The organism is Bombella sp. ESL0378 (assembly GCF_009725845.1).
Taxonomy (GTDB): Bacteria; Pseudomonadota; Alphaproteobacteria; order Acetobacterales; family Acetobacteraceae; genus Bombella; species Bombella pollinis.
This window is the reverse complement of the sequence record NZ_WNIF01000010.1, coordinates 131,180-147,485: the sequence shown is the minus strand read 5'-3', so window position 1 is coordinate 147,485 and position 16,306 is coordinate 131,180. Positions and strand designations below refer to the sequence as shown.

The window sequence follows — 16,306 nt, the reverse complement described above, 5'->3', positions numbered from 1 at the left end:
CTTATTGGGGGGAACGGCTGAGAAAAGCGCGGATGCGCTGGGGAATCTCTTGTGGAGATTGGAAGCGGTCGCGCTTATAATTTTGCGTACCGTCTAGTTTTTTCTCGATGAGATGGTCATGCAGGTCGCCCATCATGCCGTTGATTGTCGCTAAATACTCGGAGAGTTGGTCTAGCTCATGCGAGGGGCGAATGGTGCGTAGCGTATCATTAAAGGCGACACGGCGGCTGATGATTTTGCGGACGACATGGAACTCATGGCCCGTTGTGGCCTCTAATTTTGCAACCATCTTAGCGAGGCGGGTATTTTCTCGTTTTTGATACGCTTGGATGCCAGTAGCACTATCCTCCCGCCATGAGGTAAGTGGGGCTGCGATGAGCCAATAATAGGCTGGTGATAACGCAATCCAGAGGATAAGACCAAGGATTAAGGTCGAGCGGCGTTGGTGGTTTTTAAAAGCGTCCTGCATATTGCCCATAATGATGGTGACGATGTGGAGCAATAAGGGATAGCGGTGCTTGCGTGTAAAATTAGCACATGCAAACCGCATATGCTTAAACTTAGCACGCTCATATTTGAAAGAGAGGCGTTCTTCCTCATCAGCTTGGCCGGAGAAAGCGATTTTGAGGATTAAACGGCGGAAGGCTTTACGGTCCACCCCATCCTCAAGCAATTGCCAGCAGAGGTTATAACCCTCGGTTACTTCTTGTGCTGTACAAAGGGGAAGGACATCCTTTGGGAGTGGCGTTGTAGGGTGGGGGACATCATCTAAGAGGATATGCTCAAAGACGGTATCGAACATATTTTGTGGAAAAGCGGGGTAATGGCGTGGGCTTGCCTTACGGGAGAAGGGGAAGAAGGGCACAAATAATTCCTTAGGGGGTTGGTTATGCGTGAGGCGGGGGTGATGCAGTGGAGGCCTGCCGGATTTCGCGCTCATGGGGGAGGATGATTTTATGCCGGCGGAGATAGGTAACCCCCATAATGGCGAATGTAATGAGTGTAGCGAGGAACATTCCCAGCGCATAGGCCAGCCCTGCCCCATTAAGCCCGTAATGATTGCCTAGATAAATGAGTAAGGGGACGTAGCATATTACAGAGCAAAGCTGGGCGAGCATGATGTAATGAGAGCGGCCCGCGGTATAGAGGACGCCTTCCATCGGCAGCCCTGCGGTAAAAAAGACAAGGGAGGGGGACATCCACATCATCAAGGTTGCAGCATCGCCAAAACGATGGCCGAAGATGCTGATAACAGGTTTGCCGCCAAGATAAACAATGAGCATAGCGACAAGGCCAAAAACGGCGGAGAGGGCACTTGTACGCAGGGCAAGCTTCCACGGGGCGGGGGTGCGTGGGTCCATCAGCACGACTTCAGGGTAATAGCTCTTCTCAAGGAGTTTGGCTGGGCGTTGGACAGCGTCTAAAAACTCCATTGCGAGGGAATAAAGCCCCGCTGCGGAGGTGCTGACAATGCGTCCGACAAGCAATTTGCTGATAGGCTCCCATACGGTTTCTAAAAGTGTGGTGATGCTGGCTGTCCAGACAAAGCCCCATAGCCCTTTGGGCATTTGGCGGGAGGCTTTAATGATGCTGGGTCTTAAAGTAGCGAGCAAATCATGGCGTTTTAGTTCAAGGAGAGCTGTCCCCCATAGGTAAAGCTGCCCCGCTAATGTGGCGCAATACCAAGCAATGACAAAGCCTGTTAATTTTGTGCCACTTAACCACGCTAAGAGACAACCTAACGCGCGAACCGCAGGGGTGATGAGCTGCTGACGGGAGACAAGGTCGATACGGTCGAATAAGCGGAGGATACCATAAGGGGCAGTGCTGCCAAGGCCGGGGATTAAGGTACAATAAAGCAGAACAAGGGCTGTGTGTTGGTCATGAACATCTAACATCTTCCCAAAAAAGAGGAAGGCTAACGCTCCTAGGACCATGGAGAGTAACCCGGCGCATATATCAAGCCCAATAGCGAGGTTAATGCTGTTTTGCACCATGGTCCGTTCCCCTTTCTTCCAAGGGATGGCTGAATAATGCAACACAATTTGCCAGCTTTGGAATTGCCCCATTGCGGCGATAGTTTCGATATAAGAGGCGATAAGGGTGAGGACACCAAAATCATGCGGGTGCAAGGTACGCCCGGTGCTGACAAGGGCGAGTAGTCCGATGATGGCCCCAATTAATTTGGTAGAGCCGAGTTTACCTGCGTTTTTAAGAACAACACGAAAGAGATCATCGCTAAATAGACCCTTCATGCTGCGTTGGTCCCGAAATCTGGTAGTTCATTGACCGTAACAACGCGCCATTGTCCGGCAATATGCTCGATGATGGTGAGAGAAAGATTTTGGATGCAAAAGCGCAAAGCTGTCTCAGCAGGGATGGCAAGGCAATGCGATAAGGCCATACGAATAGCCCCCCCATGGCTGAGGATAATCATGTCTCGCCCCGCATATTGTTGGGCGAGTTTATTAAGCGCATGGCCAACACGGTGGCGGACATCAAGCATGGTTTCGCCCTCTGGGGGGCATTCATCAGCGGCGATAGACCAAAAGGGACCGGTGGGCTTGCTGAGCAAGGCAGGGAAGTCTTTATGAGGGGTCCCGTTCCATTGTCCGATAGATTGTTCGGCAAAGGCGGGGTCAATGGTAAGGGGGATCGATAATTTCCCGGCTTTTTGGATGGTATGGCCTGTTTGCTGAGCCCGCTTTAGAGGGGAGGAAAACCATAGGGCTTGATGTGGTAGGCGGCGTGCTAAGGCATGGTAGGCAGCCTTTTGGCTGGTAAGGTGGTGCGTACAAAGGGGGACATCAAGCGAGCCATACATGGTCTTGCGTGCGTTGGCTTCAACAATCGCATGGCGGACCAACCAGAAGCGCGTAACCCCAGAGGGAAGCTCTGGCCCATCCAGAAAATGCTCTTGGGGGTCTGGCATGGCAGGCTGCGGCACGTAAACCTCATTGGCTCAATGAACATACAACGACCCCCGTATGGATATTGCCCACGGGTAAATCGCTACCTTACGATAAGGGCGCATAGCCGGGAACGGAACAAGCCTCAAGAAGAAGTTGCATAAATTGCGTAAATGTTAGCATTTTTATGGGCTGGAAGGGAGATGAATCACCTTTTGCTTTTAGAGATGATTTATAAAGTAGGATGAATCTGTTAAGGCCAGAGTACGAGCTAGGATTAAGGATAAAGAGCGATGAAAGCCACAGCAGGGCCCGTTAATCTAACACGTTTGGGCAGGTTCGTCCGGACTGTGTGGCCTAAGGGCAATAATGAGGTGTTTGTCATAGATGGCAAATGCTTGATTTTATTCCATGTCGTTATCGTTATGCTCCTTATCGTCTTCCATTGGAAATTGATGGGTCTGCAAGATTTCTAAAACGAGCGTTTGAGAAAGCTGGCTAGAGCATAAAGCCCAACCCCGCCCAAGCTTATCCAAAAAGGGAGGGGAATATCGCTATACCAAGAGAGGATCAGCCCTCCCCAAGAGAGGAGTAAGGCCCCGAGGATAGAGCAGAGAATCCCCTTAAAGGGGGAAAGCCCTAGTTTTAAGGACGCCGCTGCTGGGCCGACCATGAGGCTAAAACAGAGCAACGCCCCGGCAATTTCAGCACAGGCGGCAGAGGCTAAGGCGGCGAGGAGGAGGAAAAGCTGCCCAAGCCGAGAGGCGGAGAGGCCTTGTGCCTGCGCTAGGCTGGGGGCCATGCTGATAAAGAGCAAGGGCCGCCAGAGGAGTGCCAGCCCTCCAAGGCAGAGAAGGGTGAGGAGAGCAAGGATGCCCAAGCTTGGGAGGTCCAAGCCTAAGACATCCCCAAAGAGGAGCGTTGTTGTTTGGGAGGAGGCCCCGTTAGCCTCATGCAAGCATAGCACCCCTATACCGAGGCTTGCTGCGAGGATAAGCCCTGTCATCATATCGCGCTGGGCGGGATGATGTTTGCTGCGTCCCTCATGGCCCATAAAGACCCCGCCTAACATGCTGGTGGCAATCATTCCCCATAAAGGGGAGATATGGAGCCACACAGCCGCTGCGGCCCCGCTAAAGCCAATATGGGGTAGAGCATGGGCTGCAAAAGCTTGCCGCCGGAGGAGGAGGCACCACCCTAAGCTCCCTGCGAGGAGCGAGACGAGAAAACAGCCAATAAAAGCATGTTGCATAAAGGGGAAGGCGAGAAAGGATGGCTCAACCATGGATGTGCCCTCTTGCTAACGTCACCTCACGCACAGGCAGGGGGAGAGAGGCTGTCTCTAAAGGGCCATGAGCGGTGATAAGGATATTGACCCTTCGCTGTTGGTATAATTGCCCAAAAAGTTGGAGCAACGCCTTATGGTTTTGTGTGTCCAAAGCGGCGAAAGGCTCATCAAGGATGAGGAGTTTAGGGTTATTAGCGAGGGCTTGGGCGAGGGCGATGCGTTGCCTCTCCCCGCCAGAGAGGCAGCCTAGCGGGCGATAGGCGAGGGGGAGCGCATCAACATCTCTTAGAAGGGCCTCGGCGTGATGGCGGGTGGTTTTGCTAGAGAAGGGAAAGCCCCAATGCGCGCCGTTAAGGCAGGCCTTCATATGGCTGATGACGGGGAGCATCGGGGCCGTTTGGTCCGCTTTTTGGGGCATATAACCACATTGATGCCGTGCAACGTCTGGTGGGTGGCCAAGGAGGAGGAGCGTGCCGCTTTGGTGGGGGAGTATGCCCAATAAGGCGCGGAGGACGCATGTTTTCCCCGCCCCATTATGGCCCCGGAGGATGGTTAGGCCCGTTAAGGGGAGGTCGAATGTAGCGTGGTTGAGAATAGACTGGGAGCCTACGCGTAGGCTGACATCCTGAGCAGAGAGATGAGCCTCCTTCATGGTGTGGCCTGTTGGGTGAGGGTGGTTTCTATAGTGGTGAGGATGTGGCCTAGCCAGTCCTGCCAATGCAGCCCAGCGGGGAGGCTCTCGCCGATCGTGATGATGGGGATGTGCGCTTGTTGGGCGAGGGCTTCCACCGCGTGGGCTTGGGGGGCCTCAAGGGCGGGGTTGCGTACAAGGAAGCGAATCCCTTTGTGTTGAATTGCGGTTTCAAGCTGGGCTGTATCGCGCGGGGAGAGGCCGGATTCGTTCATCAAGGCTCTAGCCCAGCCTTCATCAATCATATGCAGCCCCGCAGCGTAAAGGAGGCGTTCCCCTGCCGGTTCGGTCATGGCGAAGGGGGCGTTAGGGACGACATGGCGAAGTCGCTCTAGCTGAGTGGAGAGGCGAGCCACATCACGCTCAAAACGAGCAAGATTTTGGCTGATGTCTGCGCGCGCTTGGGGTCTGTTTGTGCTGAGCCATTCCGCAATGCGCTGCGCTGTTTTGTGGACCGTGGGGAGGTCGAAAAAGAGATGTGGGTCATCACCTATATGCCAGTCAGCATAATCGGCGGCGATAAAAAGCTTGGATGAGGCTGCATGTAATGGCTTGGCCCAATCATCATACGTAGCCCCATTGAGCAAGATAGCATCACTTTGCGCGAGCTGCTGGGCCATAAGGGGGGAGGGCTGTAGATGGTGCGGGTCTAGCCCTTCACTATGGATGAGTGCGTAAGTTTGCACCGTAGAGCCGCCAACTTGCTGGGCAATATCACACCATACAGCTTCCACACAGCTTAGCCGCAGGGCGGGGGCGGCGTTTGAGGGCTGTTGGGCATAGGCGGGGATGGCAAGGAGGCTAAGGGTTAGGCGTAAAAAACGCGGTATATGCGCTAAAAGACGCAGAACAAACATGCAGGACATCCAAGCCGAGACCGTAGGTAATGTTATATAATAACATTTTCTTAGCAAAAAGAAACGTCTGCATAAGGCGAACCGATCATCAATAGGATGGCAGCACGGTAAGGCTTCGGAGAAGCGTCTTATTTTAAGAGGAAAATGGTGGAGCCAATCGGGATCGAACCGACGACCTCTTGAATGCCATTCAAGCGCTCTCCCAACTGAGCTATGGCCCCACATTTATATCAGAACGCACATAATGCGCCTGTGGGGAGGGATATACCCCCCTCATTGGAGAAAAGGCAAGAGGGAAAGTTATTTTTTCCGTAAAATATTATTGTTAGGAGGGAAGAATCTTCCGCTCCCGCAGGGCATGGAGAAGGGGCAGTAATGGTAAGCCTGCAATGGCATCATGCCCTCCCTCAATGAGATGAAAGAGCTGAATCCCCACTCCTTCAATCCGATAACAGCCAACACAGGCTAATAAGGCGGTGCCTTCTTTATGGAGGTAGGCGTCCAAAAAGGCGGGGGAGAAAGACCGCATAGTTAAGCGGGGGCTTTCGCTATGCGCCCACGATTCTTGGCCGTCCTTCCATAGGGTTAAAGCGGTATGGAGGGCGTGGGTTTTGCCCCGAAGGGTGAGGAGATGGGAGCGAGCTTCCTCCATTGTGCGGGCTTTGGCAAAGGCTGTGCCCTCTAGGTCTAAAAGCTGGTCTGCTGCGAGGATGTAGCGATGAGGGAAGGCAGAGCTTGCCGCGCGGGCTTTGGCACGGGCGAGGATGAGGGCTGTCTCGCGGAGGGAAAGCCCTTCCTGTTCGGCGTGTTGACGTAGGGCGTCCTCATCCACCGCAACGGGATGTGTGGTTATAGGCACGCCCGCCTCTTGGAGGAGTTGGCGGCGTATGGCGGAACCACTGGCAAGGATGAGCATGAAGGCACCTTTGGTTGGGGGATGTGAGGCTATAATATCATAGCCTTATAAGCGTTGCTTTAAGGAAAGTCCGGTTATTCCAGAGTTGACGCTTGCCGCCTCTCCAAGGCAAGGATAAGCAACATATTAGGATATGAGAGCAGGATAAGCAGCATGACGCAGCAGCAAAGCGGAAGCCTAGCGACGCAGACAATACGCCACAAACCGCTTTTGCGCGCGTTAAAGGGGGAGGCTGTATGGCCCCCGCCTGTATGGCTGATGCGCCAAGCGGGGCGATATTTGCCGGAGTTCCGCGCGATGCGGGAGCAGGCGGATTTTCTCACACGCTGTATGACGCCGGAGATTGCTGTCGAGCTGACCATACAACCCATCCGCCGTTATGGGATGGATGGGGCGATTTTATTCTCCGATATTCTTATCCTCCCTTGGGCGATGGGGCAGGACCTCCGCTTTGAGGAAGGGCGCGGCCCCGTCATGACGCCCATCCGTGATGAAGCTGACCTCGCTCGGCTGGATGAAGGCCGCGTGATGGAGGCTGTAGCCCCTGTGCGGGAGGCGTTGCGCCGCTTGCGGGTGGAGTTGCCAGCAGAGACAACCTTGCTCGGTTTTGCGGGCAGCCCCTTTACGGTGGCGTGTTATATGGTGGAGGGTGGTAGCTCTCGTGATTTTGCCCATATTCGGGCGATGATGCAGCAGAACCCGGCTTTGTTTGATAAGCTTATGGCGATGCTGACCCGCAGTACGGCGGAGATGCTCTGTGGGCAGATTGAGGCCGGGGCGGAAGCGGTCATGTTGTTTGATTCATGGGCGGGGATTCTCCCACCAGAGGCTTTCCGCCGTTATGTGATTGAGCCAACAAAGCAGATTGTTGCCCATATTCGCGCACGTTACCCTGATGTTCCGTTGATTGGTTTCCCTCGCCTTGGGGGTGTTATGGTTGCGGAATATGCCGAGAAAACGGGCATTAACACCTTAGCGTTAGACACGGTGGCCGATATGGCCAAAGTGGCGGAGATGGTCCCTCCAAGTGTGACCTTACAAGGTAATCTCGACCCTATGATTTTGCTGAATGGTGGTGAGGCGTTGCAGGAAGAAGCGCGCCGTATTCGTGATAGTCTAAAAGGGCGGCCACATGTGTTTAATCTGGGCCATGGGGTGATAAAAACCACACCGCCAGAGCATGTTGCTACATTAGTTGAGACAATAAGGAGCGTCTAAAATATGAAGGACGCCTTAAGAGCGGGCATTAAGCTTGTCATTTTCGATTGTGATGGCGTGCTGATTGATAGCGAAGCCCCTGCTTGCCGTGGCACGGCGCGTTTTGCGCGCTCGGTCGGGCTGGATATTTCGGATGAGGAGGGCATAGCGCGCTTTGCAGGGAAGGCCTTGCCGCAGGTTATTGCGGAGATGGAGGCAGAGCTTGGCCATTCGCTCCCCCCTGATACACATGCCACAATGCATGCGAATTTGGTGGCCTTGATGAAGCAGGGGGTTGAGCCCATAGCGGGGGCTATTACGCTTTTAGAAGCGTTAAAGAAACGCCATATCCCTGTGCGTGTCGGCTCTAACTCCTCTGTGATGGAGATGGAGGCTAAGTTTGGCCATACAGGGATGGACCGCCTGCTCGCACCGGAGCGGATTCATTCAGCAGCGGATATGGGGGCCCCCAAGCCGGACCCGGCTGTCTATCTCCATGGCGCGGCTGAGGAAGGTGTCAGGCCAGAGCAAACCGTGGTGATTGAGGACAGCGATACTGGGGCCGAGGCCGCACGCCGGGCGGGGATGTCGTGCATTTTACTGCGCCCTGCCAGCCATCCGCTGCCGCCCTTTTGGCCAGTGGAGGGGTTTGTGCGGGTAGAGCATTTGGATGAGGTTCTTCCCCTTTTAGAGCCAGCTTTGGCTCCAGAACTAAAACAATAACGTTGGGGAGGGGTGGTAATGCAGCTATTTTTACTGACACATCTTAGCTGGTTTGTCGCACTGCATATTATGGCGTTTGTCTCATGGATGGCAGGGCTGTTTTATTTGCCGCGTTTATTTGTTTATCACACGCAAATGGCCCCGAACTCTGAAGAATATGTGCGCTTTTGCCTGATGGAACGGCGTCTGCAACGTCAGATTATGGCCCCTGCGATGGTGGTGACGTTTTTTACCGGGGCTTTGATGGCCTCCCTCCCCGGTGTGGTGGATTGGTCGGCTTTATGGTGGTGGGTGAAGATAGTCTGCCTCTTTGGGATGTTCGCTTTCCATGGGGCTTGTGCGGTATGGCGGCGCGGCTTTGCCGAAGGGCACAACCACCATCGCGAGCGGTTTTACCGCATCGCTAATGAAGTCCCCACCATTTTGATGATTGTGATTGTGATTATGATTGTGGTGCGGCCTTAATAGGGGGAAGGGAAGCCTCCCCCTATTGTGCTGTTAGGCTAACGGGGCCGGGCCGTAGTCATTATCGTGGGGTTGGCTTTTTAAGCAGAAGAAAATAAAGAGCGGAATGGTCCCAATAACCGTAAGGGCCAGCAGCAACCACCAACCAGATCGGCCTACATCATGCAGCCGCCTTACGCTTGTAGTAACGATAGGAAGCGTAAGGGAGAAGAGGAGAATATAGAAGAGAAAGACAAAGTACGCATAGAGGGATAGTGTAATAATAAAATCAGCTCCTAATCTAGCATCTATCGACTGTGTGATGGATATGATTTTAGATATTCCATAAAAATGAAGTGCAATTATTATCATAATAGAAGCGCAAAACAATTTAAGAAGGAACGTAAAGAGGCATAGAAACCAGAAGTCCCCACGTGTTGCACGGCCTGTAAATTTAGCATAGTTGCTAAAGACATTATGCAGGCTTTGTAAAAAGAACGATCTTTTCTTGACCATATTAGTCATCATTATCCTCGAAAATGAGCAAGGGAGAGGGATTCTCCCCTTTAATGGCCCAGAAACATAAAGGGCGTGTTAATGTGATGCAACGGCTATTTATCGGCACGGGGCCGCCGTATTTTAGGAGCGGTCGTACTTCTCTTTAATGTAGCGGGCTGTATTTTCGAGGTCGGGGAATAAGGTCATGTCGTTAATCCCGATAAAATCGAGTTCTCTACGAAGATTCTCCTTTGCGTTAGCGGGAATGATGATTTTTATAAGTTTCATACCTAATGGGATGGTTTTATGAAGAGGAATGTCAGTTATTAGGTCTTTAAGACCAAATAAGATAAAGGCCCCTTGTTGGGCAATGAGCCGTTTATTGGTATTGGGTGGGATGACAATAATAGGTTCATCAAGAATTGCTAAATCTATATGCGGTTCGAAAGAAAGTTTATCTTGCCTAATATGTTGCAACAAGGATAAGAAGGGATAAATTTTATTAAATTTAACTCCATCTTTTTCTATGAAATCAGAGAGTTCTTTATTAATTTTAAGATCTTTTTCGTAGATTTTCTTCCAATAAATTTCAAAAAGGAAATTCATGAAACTTTTCTCATTAAAATTCAATAAGGATACATTTGCATGTATAGTAGTTCTATTGCTTTCCGGAGTTTTTATATTCTTCTTAGCGAAGATATTAAAAGATTTTTCAATCTCTCTTAGGGATGCTTTATCTTCAAGCATTTTTTTAAACGAGATTCTATTAATAAGGCTAATAGCTTTTTGAGGGATAATGTCTCCCTTTTCGTCCTTAATATATTTAGAAACATCCTCAATATATTCTTCATAATATACAAAAATCGCACAATCTGCTTTAGGTTTAGAGTTTACAGCAAAGTAAAGGGCAACGAGCGGATTTTTTGTAATATCGAGCAATCGGGTGGGGATGCCGAAATGCTGCATACGGACGAGTTTTTCAAAGGTTGTTTTATCATAGCGAAACTCATCCGCTTGGTTGGCTAAGACTTCATGGATGATGTTATCCTCATTTGCTGCGAGTTTGTAAGTTCTAAAAATACCGGGGAGTGGAGACCATTCTGTATTAGCTTGGCCACGGAAAAAGAGGGAGGCTCCCGGTGATTGATGGGGCTGTAATTTTTCCAATACCTTCACGAAATCAGAGAGATGAATATCTTCTGGGGCTTTATCAGCGTTATCGAGAAGCTTTTGTATCCAATATTCTGCTACTTCGGTTGGGTTATTGGAGACATCTTCTGGTTGGTCTGTATGTGACATAAGTTATTCCGTAACATTATAATCGGTAAGGTGCTTTACTTCCGCTGCTTTGGGACGGGGCCGTAGCGATTAGCGGTTGGTTGGCTTTTTTGGCAGAGGAAGATGATTAACGGGATATAGCCGATGATGGTAAAGCTGATGCACAGCCACCAGCCGGAGCGGCCTGTATCATGCAGGCGGCGGATGAGGGCGGTGATGGTGGGGATGGTGATGACAGCCTCGCTAGTCAGTAGGGCAAAATAAATGATAATCCCTAATAAAAAGCATATTCCGCTATCATAGCGGATACAAAGCTGAGAGAAAATAAAACATAAAACACATAACGTACAAAGTAATGTGAGGCCTGCTATAAAGCAAGGCCAATATTCAGCACGTGTTGTCCGTTTGCGGATATTCAGTGGATATGTGCAATAATGGTTCAGGCTGCTCTTAAAGAGGGAAACTAGGGATTGCACTGTCATTTTGTGGACTCCTTTCGCAAAGAAGGGCGTTGCGGGCGTTTGCGTGATTTTTTGGCCTTGAGGCGTTTTTCATTAATAAGAGCCCTGCGGATGAGGGTCTTTTCATGATGGCGGAGAAGGAAGAAGGAGCCGACAAGTAGGCTCAGCATAAAGGCGGCAAAACCAAGCCCAACCGGGCCGGTGAAGCTATCAATCTGGCTACCAAGCTCATAGGGGATGAGGACATAGCACAACCCCCAAAGGGTGCCTCCCAATGCGTTATAGAAGGTAAAGCTATGCCACGGCATGCGCGAGGCCCCTGCTAAAAGGGCAATGAGAATACGCAGGAAGGCCACAAACCGCCCGACCAACACACCAATCCCCCCATAACGGCGAAAGAGATACCGGCCTAAGACGATGCGGTCATAATGCAGGCCGACTTTATGGCCGTGCTTTTCCATCAAGCGATAACCGAGCTGATAGCCAATCAGATAGCCGATATTATCGCCGATAACAGCCCCGCTAATGGCCGCGATGATGAGGTTTTCCGGCGTGAGGTGATGGGTATGGGAAGCATAAAGGGACGCAAAGATGAGCAAGCTCTCCGCCGGGAGGGGGACGCCCGTGCTTTCCAGCAAAATAATGCCACCGAGTGCTAGATACGCATAAAGGGGGGGCAGATGTTCTAGAAAGGAGGAGAGATGCTGTATCAGGGCAAGGGCTTCCTGTAAGAGGGATGTGCGTTTGCTTTGTGGTAGCACGATAAGGGGGGAGCTCACAGCAAGGCAAGAGCGTTTTATGCAGGAGAGATATTATGACAGCGCGGCGTTCTTCAGGCTCATCTAGCGTGGTGCATCCATGGGTAACCCCAGCATTGATGACGCGTAAAACCCGCAATTTTGCCGAGATTCGTGCTGTAGAAGGCTGGGTCTTATGGCAAGAGAGCCGGCCTGATGAGCAAGGGCGTAGCGTGATTGTCGGGCGTGCGCCAGATGGCAGCCTGCATGACCTCACCCCACCAGACGCCCAGCCGGGGACGGAGATGCATGTTTATGGCGGGGGCGCGTGGGCCGCTATGTATGATGGCGCGGCGATTCATGTGGTGTTTAGCGATAGGAAGCGAGGCGGGTTATGGCGCAGCGTGCAAGGGGGAGAGGCGCAGCCCGTATGTGGTGCGGCTTATGGTGAGGGAGGCATTGCTTATTCTTATGCGGACCTAGCCTTCCAAGGGGAGCGGTTGGTCTGTGTGCGGGAGGCGGAACATCCTGATGGGGTGATTCATGCTGAACTTGTGGAGGTTATGCCCTCTGGGGTGGTGTGTTCCCTGCAAAGCGGGGCGGATTTTTACATGGCCCCGCGTTTATCGCCAGATGGGCGGTTTTTAGCTTTCATCGCGTGGCAGAACCCTCATATGCCGTGGACGGAAACCGGACTATATGTGCAGGACCTCACTGGCGCGCAAGGGACAATGTGCCTCGCCGGTGGGGCGGGGCAGGCCTGTAGCGTGATGGGCCCGTTTTGGGCGGGGGAGCGGCTTTATGCGCTTTCTGATGGGGTGCCAGAGCATGCAGCCGCGGATTATAACCGGCATTGGACGCCCATTGCCTTTGAGGCCAAAGCTGACGCTGCAGGGGAGGAGGTGACCTGGCAACCTCAGCCCTTACCCCCCGCCCCGGCAGAGATAGGCTTGCCAGCATGGGTGTTTGGGCAATCATGTTGCGCTGCGTTGCCGGAGGGGCAATTATTAGCGCGTGGGGTGCGTCATGGTGTGCCTGTGACGTTGCTTTATCACCCGCAAACAGGCTGGAAGGATGTGCTGATAGGGGCTGTCCCCGATGATGTGCCCGTGCCTGTGGAGGGGGGGAGAGATTTTGCGTGGCTAAATAGCCCTCCAGATGCCCCGCCTTGTGTGATGATGGGCTCTTTAGAGAGTGAGATAGAGGGGCGCATATGTGTGCGGCAGGCCTGGGCGTTGCCTGATGGTGTAACCCCGGCTGATATTGCCCTGCCAGAGACGGTGAGCTTCCCTGTAGAGGAAGGGCCGGGGCCGCTTTATGCACAATTTTACCGCCCTGCCCAAGGGCCACATTGTGAGGCGGTACAGGGTAAGCCCCCGCTGGTGGTGATTGTCCATGGCGGGCCAACAGGGCAAGCACGGACGGACCTCTCCTTTAAGGTGCAATGGTGGACATGCCGTGGCTTTGCCGTGCTGGATGTAAATTATCGTGGCTCTACAGGGTTTGGGCGCGCTTATCGTGCGGCTTTAGATGGCCGCTGGGGCGTGCTGGATGTGCAAGATTGTTGTCGCGCGGTGCAAGGGGTGGTGGATAAAGGCTGGGTGGACCCGCAACGCTGTGTCATTCGGGGGAGTAGTGCAGGGGGGCTAACGGTCCTTTCCGCCCTTGCGCATTCATCTCTTTTTGTAGCAGGGACATCGCTTTATGGCGTGACGGATTTGCGCGGCTTAGTGGCAGAGACGCACCGTTTTGAGGCCTGTTATTTAGATGGATTAATCGCCCCTTGGCCAGAGGGCGAGGCGGTTTATCGGGCGCGTTCGCCCCTTTCATGGCCGGCGGCTATCACCGCGCCGGTGTTGTTCCTCCATGGGGATGCGGACCGCGTCGTACCGCTCTCTCAAGCAGAGGCGTTGCAGAGCCAGCTTTCTGCCTCATCGCTGCATATTTACCAAGGGGAGGGGCATGGCTTTCGCTCGGCAGAGGTTATAGCGGAGTCTTTGGAGCGAGAATTGGCGTTCTACCGGGATGTTTTTGCGCAAGCAGCGGCCTAATGGGCTTTGCGTTTTGTATGGCTCTTGCGTGTTGGTCGCTGGGGGCGTTGGGGGAGACGGCGAATCACTGTTAATGCCGTGATGAGCGCGCAAGAGCCGATGAGTGTTACGCCAAGGGCTTGGCCGACCATGACCCCCCGCGGGCCGTAATGGACGCCTATCGCGACAAAGGGAATGGTTCCAATTGTGGCACGCGCCCAATTAAACATGGTCGAATAAAGCGGGTGGCCTAGATTATTAAAGGCGGTGTTAGAGACAAAAAGCAGCCCGACAAACATATAGCTCGCCACGGCCCAATGGCAGAAAAGCTTTACAAGCCCGACTGCATCACCTTGGACGTGGAAGAGATGGAGAATAAGCGGCTCTCCCAGCGCGAAGAAGAGCCAATCCAACCCTACGCAGAGGGCGGTGAGTTTGAGGGCGGCAAGGAAGGTCTCTTGGACGCGCTGAGGCAGGCATGCTCCCAGATTTTGCGCCATGATGGGGCCAACTGAGCCTGTAAGGGCAAAGACAAAGGCAAAGGCGACAGGGACCATGCGGTCCACCACCGCTTGGCCAGAGACAGCCTCCAACCCAAAGCGGGACATCGCATGGGTGACGATAAGATTGCCGATGGGTGTTGCCATATTCGTGCCGATAGCGGGCAGGGCGATGCTGCCAATATCGCGGCTAGCATGGGGGATAATTTTTAGGCGGGGGCGTTCGAGCATGTCATGCCCGCGGAGATTAAGGAACCCGCTTAGTGAAATCACACAACGGGAGAGGACGGTGCTAATAGCTGCCCCTTCTAAGCCTAAATGGAAGCCGAAGATTAAGATGGGGTCGATAATCACCGTACAAGCGGCCCCTGTGAGGGTAACGCGCATTGCCCGCCCTGCATCCCCAACAGCGCGGAGAAGGGAGGATAGAGCCATCCCTAAGCAGACGAGGGGTAAAGCAGGGGAGGTGATATACATGAAGTGGGAGGCGTGTTTTAGGGCCTCCCCACGGGCCCCCAGGAGGACGAGGAGGGGGTGAGCGAGTAACGCCGTTGTGACCCCTAGGGCGGTCGTAACAACCAGCATGAGGACGAGAAAGGCCGAGGCGTGACGCCGCGCACGGAAATGGCGGCATGCCCCAATGAGCCGCCCCGTATTGGCCCCAAGGCCGATGGACATACCGAGCGAGACAGCGACTTGGACAAAACCAAGTGAGGTCGCAAAGGCAATAGCGGCGGTGAGGGTGGGGTCATGCAGATGTGAAATATAGAAGAAATTGAGCAGATCGACAAAAAAGACGGCCATCAGCCCAATAGCCCCCGTCCCGGCCATGGTGATGACATGGCGCATAATATTGCCATGGACAAATCGAGCGTGCCGCCGTTGATGCTGCGCTTTTGCGCAGGGCGAGCGGTCCTTCACGGGGGAAGGAGAGGGGGCAGACGGGGCATGGCGGGCATGATGCGGCATTGTGGCCTATTGTGCCTTGTTTATAGAAGAAGGGCCAGTGCTGAATTATACGCCACGTTATTGCATGTTGTGTTAGGCGGGCTCAAAACCAGCTTGCCGGATGAGGGCATTAATCTCTGCCTGTGGGAGTGGGGCAGCCTGAAAGAGAATACGCGCTTGTGGCGGCTCTAGCGTGACAGTTGCTTGTTTGATGGCGGGGGAGGCCTCTAACACGCGGGTGAGCGCACGCACGCAGCCTTCGCATGTCATGCCAGCAACGGAGATGGTTAGAGGAGTCGTCATGAGGGATGGTCCTTTGTTAGAGTGCGATTAAGGGAATGTCTTTCCAAAAAGGAAGAACCTTTCTAATCTGGTGTCGTCTGTAAAAGGAGAAAAGGCGTCTCATGCCTATGTGGTCATTTTGGCGGGTGATGATGGGGGTGGTGCTGTGTCTGCTGATGCAGCTGCCAGCTTTTATCACGCCCTCTGCAATGGCCGATGGGATGGAGCCGCCTATGATGAGGGTGGAGAGCGCAGCGGTGATGAGGGCGGGGCCTGTCTTAGCTCATGAAGGGCGGGAGACAGGGGCTATGCCTGCCTGTTGTCAGGGTCATCATAGCGTGTGTGATGCAGGCTTATGGCCTGCTGGCCAGGGGCTTCATCCTATGTCCTTTAGTGGCACAAGGCTGCTTGTTTATCAGGATTGTATCAAAGCGCGTTCATTATTGGCCGCGCCGTGGCGTCCTCCGGCTTTATTACCTGTTTGACTGCGTTTTATGGCGAAGCTGGGAAGGCTTAGCCGTTCATGATGTGTCTTTTTAGGTAATAT

18 protein-coding genes and 1 tRNA gene are annotated in these 16,306 nt (G+C 53.1%); 5 read left to right on the top strand and 14 right to left on the bottom strand.

Features of this window, described 5'->3' with window-relative positions; translation table 11 throughout:
- Window position 1 precedes the first annotated feature (1 nt).
- The 8 genes from GM556_RS08050 to GM556_RS08015 all read right to left on the bottom strand — a co-directional run bounded on the left by GM556_RS08050 (window position 2) and on the right by GM556_RS08015 (window position 6,661).
- Window positions 2–865, bottom strand: a complete 864-nt coding sequence (locus GM556_RS08050; RefSeq protein ID WP_155572513.1) for a hypothetical protein — start codon at window positions 863–865, stop codon at window positions 2–4.
- Window positions 866–887: 22 nt separating this feature from the next.
- On the bottom strand, window positions 888–2,255 hold the full coding sequence (locus GM556_RS08045) for a lipopolysaccharide biosynthesis protein (RefSeq protein ID WP_155572514.1): 1,368 nt from the start codon (window positions 2,253–2,255) through the stop codon (window positions 888–890).
- Window positions 2,252–2,932: a histidine phosphatase family protein gene (locus GM556_RS08040; protein WP_155579819.1), complete on the bottom strand. Its 681-nt coding sequence runs from the start codon at window positions 2,930–2,932 to the stop codon at window positions 2,252–2,254. The genes GM556_RS08045 and GM556_RS08040 overlap by 4 nt, the downstream gene beginning before the upstream one ends.
- Window positions 2,933–3,381: 449 nt before the next feature.
- Window positions 3,382–4,194, bottom strand: a complete 813-nt coding sequence (locus GM556_RS08035; protein ID WP_155579776.1) for a metal ABC transporter permease — start codon at window positions 4,192–4,194, stop codon at window positions 3,382–3,384.
- Window positions 4,187–4,849 carry a metal ABC transporter ATP-binding protein gene (locus GM556_RS08030; RefSeq protein WP_155579775.1) on the bottom strand — a complete coding sequence of 221 codons (663 nt, stop codon included), beginning with the start codon at window positions 4,847–4,849 and terminating at the stop codon, window positions 4,187–4,189. Before GM556_RS08030 ends, GM556_RS08035 begins: the two co-directional genes overlap by 8 nt.
- Window positions 4,846–5,745, bottom strand: coding sequence for a metal ABC transporter solute-binding protein, Zn/Mn family (locus GM556_RS08025; protein ID WP_196424796.1), 900 nt, complete (start codon window positions 5,743–5,745; stop codon window positions 4,846–4,848). Before GM556_RS08025 ends, GM556_RS08030 begins: the two co-directional genes overlap by 4 nt.
- Before the next feature lie 145 nt (window positions 5,746–5,890).
- A tRNA-Ala gene (locus GM556_RS08020) sits at window positions 5,891–5,966 on the bottom strand.
- Window positions 5,967–6,070: 104 nt separating this feature from the next.
- Window positions 6,071–6,661 carry a nucleoside triphosphate pyrophosphatase gene (locus tag GM556_RS08015; RefSeq protein WP_155579773.1) on the bottom strand — a complete coding sequence of 197 codons (591 nt, stop codon included), beginning with the start codon at window positions 6,659–6,661 and terminating at the stop codon, window positions 6,071–6,073.
- A gap of 153 nt (window positions 6,662–6,814) precedes the next feature.
- Here GM556_RS08015 and hemE point away from each other — a divergent pair, with 153 nt between their 5' ends.
- From hemE to hemJ, 3 genes are read left to right on the top strand one after another with little or no spacing between them, the layout of a single operon-like run.
- Window positions 6,815–7,879 (top strand): uroporphyrinogen decarboxylase, encoded by a 1,065-nt coding sequence (gene hemE, locus GM556_RS08010; protein ID WP_155579772.1) that lies wholly within the window; start codon window positions 6,815–6,817, stop codon window positions 7,877–7,879.
- Between the two features lie 3 nt (window positions 7,880–7,882).
- Window positions 7,883–8,581, top strand: coding sequence for an HAD family phosphatase (locus GM556_RS08005; protein WP_155579771.1), 699 nt, complete (start codon window positions 7,883–7,885; stop codon window positions 8,579–8,581).
- An 18-nt stretch (window positions 8,582–8,599) separates the two neighbouring features.
- Window positions 8,600–9,046 (top strand): protoporphyrinogen oxidase HemJ, encoded by a 447-nt coding sequence (gene hemJ, locus GM556_RS08000; RefSeq protein WP_155579770.1) that lies wholly within the window; start codon window positions 8,600–8,602, stop codon window positions 9,044–9,046.
- Window positions 9,047–9,079: 33 nt separating this feature from the next.
- On the opposite strand, the gene GM556_RS07995 is transcribed toward hemJ, so the two are convergent.
- The 4 genes from GM556_RS07995 to GM556_RS07980 form a co-directional block, all read right to left on the bottom strand.
- A complete protein-coding gene (locus GM556_RS07995) occupies window positions 9,080–9,541 on the bottom strand; it encodes a DUF805 domain-containing protein (RefSeq protein WP_155579818.1) in 462 nt (153 codons plus the stop codon).
- A gap of 123 nt (window positions 9,542–9,664) precedes the next feature.
- Window positions 9,665–10,822: an FRG domain-containing protein gene (locus tag GM556_RS07990; RefSeq protein WP_155579769.1), complete on the bottom strand. Its 1,158-nt coding sequence runs from the start codon at window positions 10,820–10,822 to the stop codon at window positions 9,665–9,667.
- 35 nt (window positions 10,823–10,857) lie between these two features.
- The gene (locus tag GM556_RS07985; protein ID WP_155579768.1) at window positions 10,858–11,283 is read right to left on the bottom strand and encodes a DUF805 domain-containing protein; all 426 of its coding nucleotides are present in this window, start codon (window positions 11,281–11,283) and stop codon (window positions 10,858–10,860) included.
- A complete protein-coding gene (locus tag GM556_RS07980; RefSeq protein WP_370513614.1) occupies window positions 11,280–12,041 on the bottom strand; it encodes a DedA family protein in 762 nt (253 codons plus the stop codon). The genes GM556_RS07985 and GM556_RS07980 overlap by 4 nt, the downstream gene beginning before the upstream one ends.
- A 35-nt stretch (window positions 12,042–12,076) precedes the next feature.
- Here GM556_RS07980 and GM556_RS07975 point away from each other — a divergent pair, with 35 nt between their 5' ends.
- Window positions 12,077–14,050, top strand: coding sequence for a prolyl oligopeptidase family serine peptidase (locus GM556_RS07975; protein ID WP_155579767.1), 1,974 nt, complete (start codon window positions 12,077–12,079; stop codon window positions 14,048–14,050).
- On the opposite strand, the gene GM556_RS07970 is transcribed toward GM556_RS07975, so the two are convergent.
- Window positions 14,047–15,498 (bottom strand): MATE family efflux transporter, encoded by a 1,452-nt coding sequence (locus tag GM556_RS07970; RefSeq protein WP_230873355.1) that lies wholly within the window; start codon window positions 15,496–15,498, stop codon window positions 14,047–14,049. The genes GM556_RS07975 and GM556_RS07970 overlap by 4 nt on opposite strands.
- 72 nt (window positions 15,499–15,570) lie before the next feature.
- Window positions 15,571–15,780, bottom strand: coding sequence for a heavy-metal-associated domain-containing protein (locus GM556_RS07965; RefSeq protein ID WP_155579766.1), 210 nt, complete (start codon window positions 15,778–15,780; stop codon window positions 15,571–15,573).
- Between the two features lie 101 nt (window positions 15,781–15,881).
- On the opposite strand from GM556_RS07965, the gene GM556_RS07960 reads away from it, so the two are divergent.
- Window positions 15,882–16,244, top strand: coding sequence for a hypothetical protein (locus GM556_RS07960; protein WP_155579765.1), 363 nt, complete (start codon window positions 15,882–15,884; stop codon window positions 16,242–16,244).
- Window positions 16,245–16,306: the final 62 nt, after the last annotated feature.

Excerpts from the sequence above, each read along its gene's own strand:
- hemE (WP_155579772.1), top strand. The coding sequence starts at position 6,815 with ATGACGCAGCAGCAAAGCGGAAGCCTAGCGACGCAGACAATACGCCAC.
- GM556_RS07990 (WP_155579769.1), bottom strand. The coding sequence starts at position 10,822 with ATGTCACATACAGACCAACCAGAAGATGTCTCCAATAACCCAACCGAA.
- GM556_RS07960 (WP_155579765.1), top strand. The coding sequence starts at position 15,882 with ATGCCTATGTGGTCATTTTGGCGGGTGATGATGGGGGTGGTGCTGTGT.
- GM556_RS07965 (WP_155579766.1), bottom strand. The coding sequence starts at position 15,780 with ATGACGACTCCTCTAACCATCTCCGTTGCTGGCATGACATGCGAAGGC.
- GM556_RS08045 (WP_155572514.1), bottom strand. The coding sequence starts at position 2,255 with ATGAAGGGTCTATTTAGCGATGATCTCTTTCGTGTTGTTCTTAAAAAC.
- GM556_RS07985 (WP_155579768.1), bottom strand. The coding sequence starts at position 11,283 with ATGACAGTGCAATCCCTAGTTTCCCTCTTTAAGAGCAGCCTGAACCAT.
- GM556_RS07970 (WP_230873355.1), bottom strand. The coding sequence starts at position 15,498 with ATGCCGCATCATGCCCGCCATGCCCCGTCTGCCCCCTCTCCTTCCCCC.
- GM556_RS08005 (WP_155579771.1), top strand. The coding sequence starts at position 7,883 with ATGAAGGACGCCTTAAGAGCGGGCATTAAGCTTGTCATTTTCGATTGT.
- GM556_RS08030 (WP_155579775.1), bottom strand. The coding sequence starts at position 4,849 with ATGAAGGAGGCTCATCTCTCTGCTCAGGATGTCAGCCTACGCGTAGGC.
- GM556_RS08035 (WP_155579776.1), bottom strand. The coding sequence starts at position 4,194 with ATGGTTGAGCCATCCTTTCTCGCCTTCCCCTTTATGCAACATGCTTTT.
- GM556_RS07995 (WP_155579818.1), bottom strand. The coding sequence starts at position 9,541 with ATGGTCAAGAAAAGATCGTTCTTTTTACAAAGCCTGCATAATGTCTTT.
- GM556_RS08015 (WP_155579773.1), bottom strand. The coding sequence starts at position 6,661 with ATGCTCATCCTTGCCAGTGGTTCCGCCATACGCCGCCAACTCCTCCAA.
- hemJ (WP_155579770.1), top strand. The coding sequence starts at position 8,600 with ATGCAGCTATTTTTACTGACACATCTTAGCTGGTTTGTCGCACTGCAT.
- GM556_RS08040 (WP_155579819.1), bottom strand. The coding sequence starts at position 2,932 with ATGCCAGACCCCCAAGAGCATTTTCTGGATGGGCCAGAGCTTCCCTCT.
- GM556_RS07975 (WP_155579767.1), top strand. The coding sequence starts at position 12,077 with ATGACAGCGCGGCGTTCTTCAGGCTCATCTAGCGTGGTGCATCCATGG.
- GM556_RS08025 (WP_196424796.1), bottom strand. The coding sequence starts at position 5,745 with ATGTTTGTTCTGCGTCTTTTAGCGCATATACCGCGTTTTTTACGCCTA.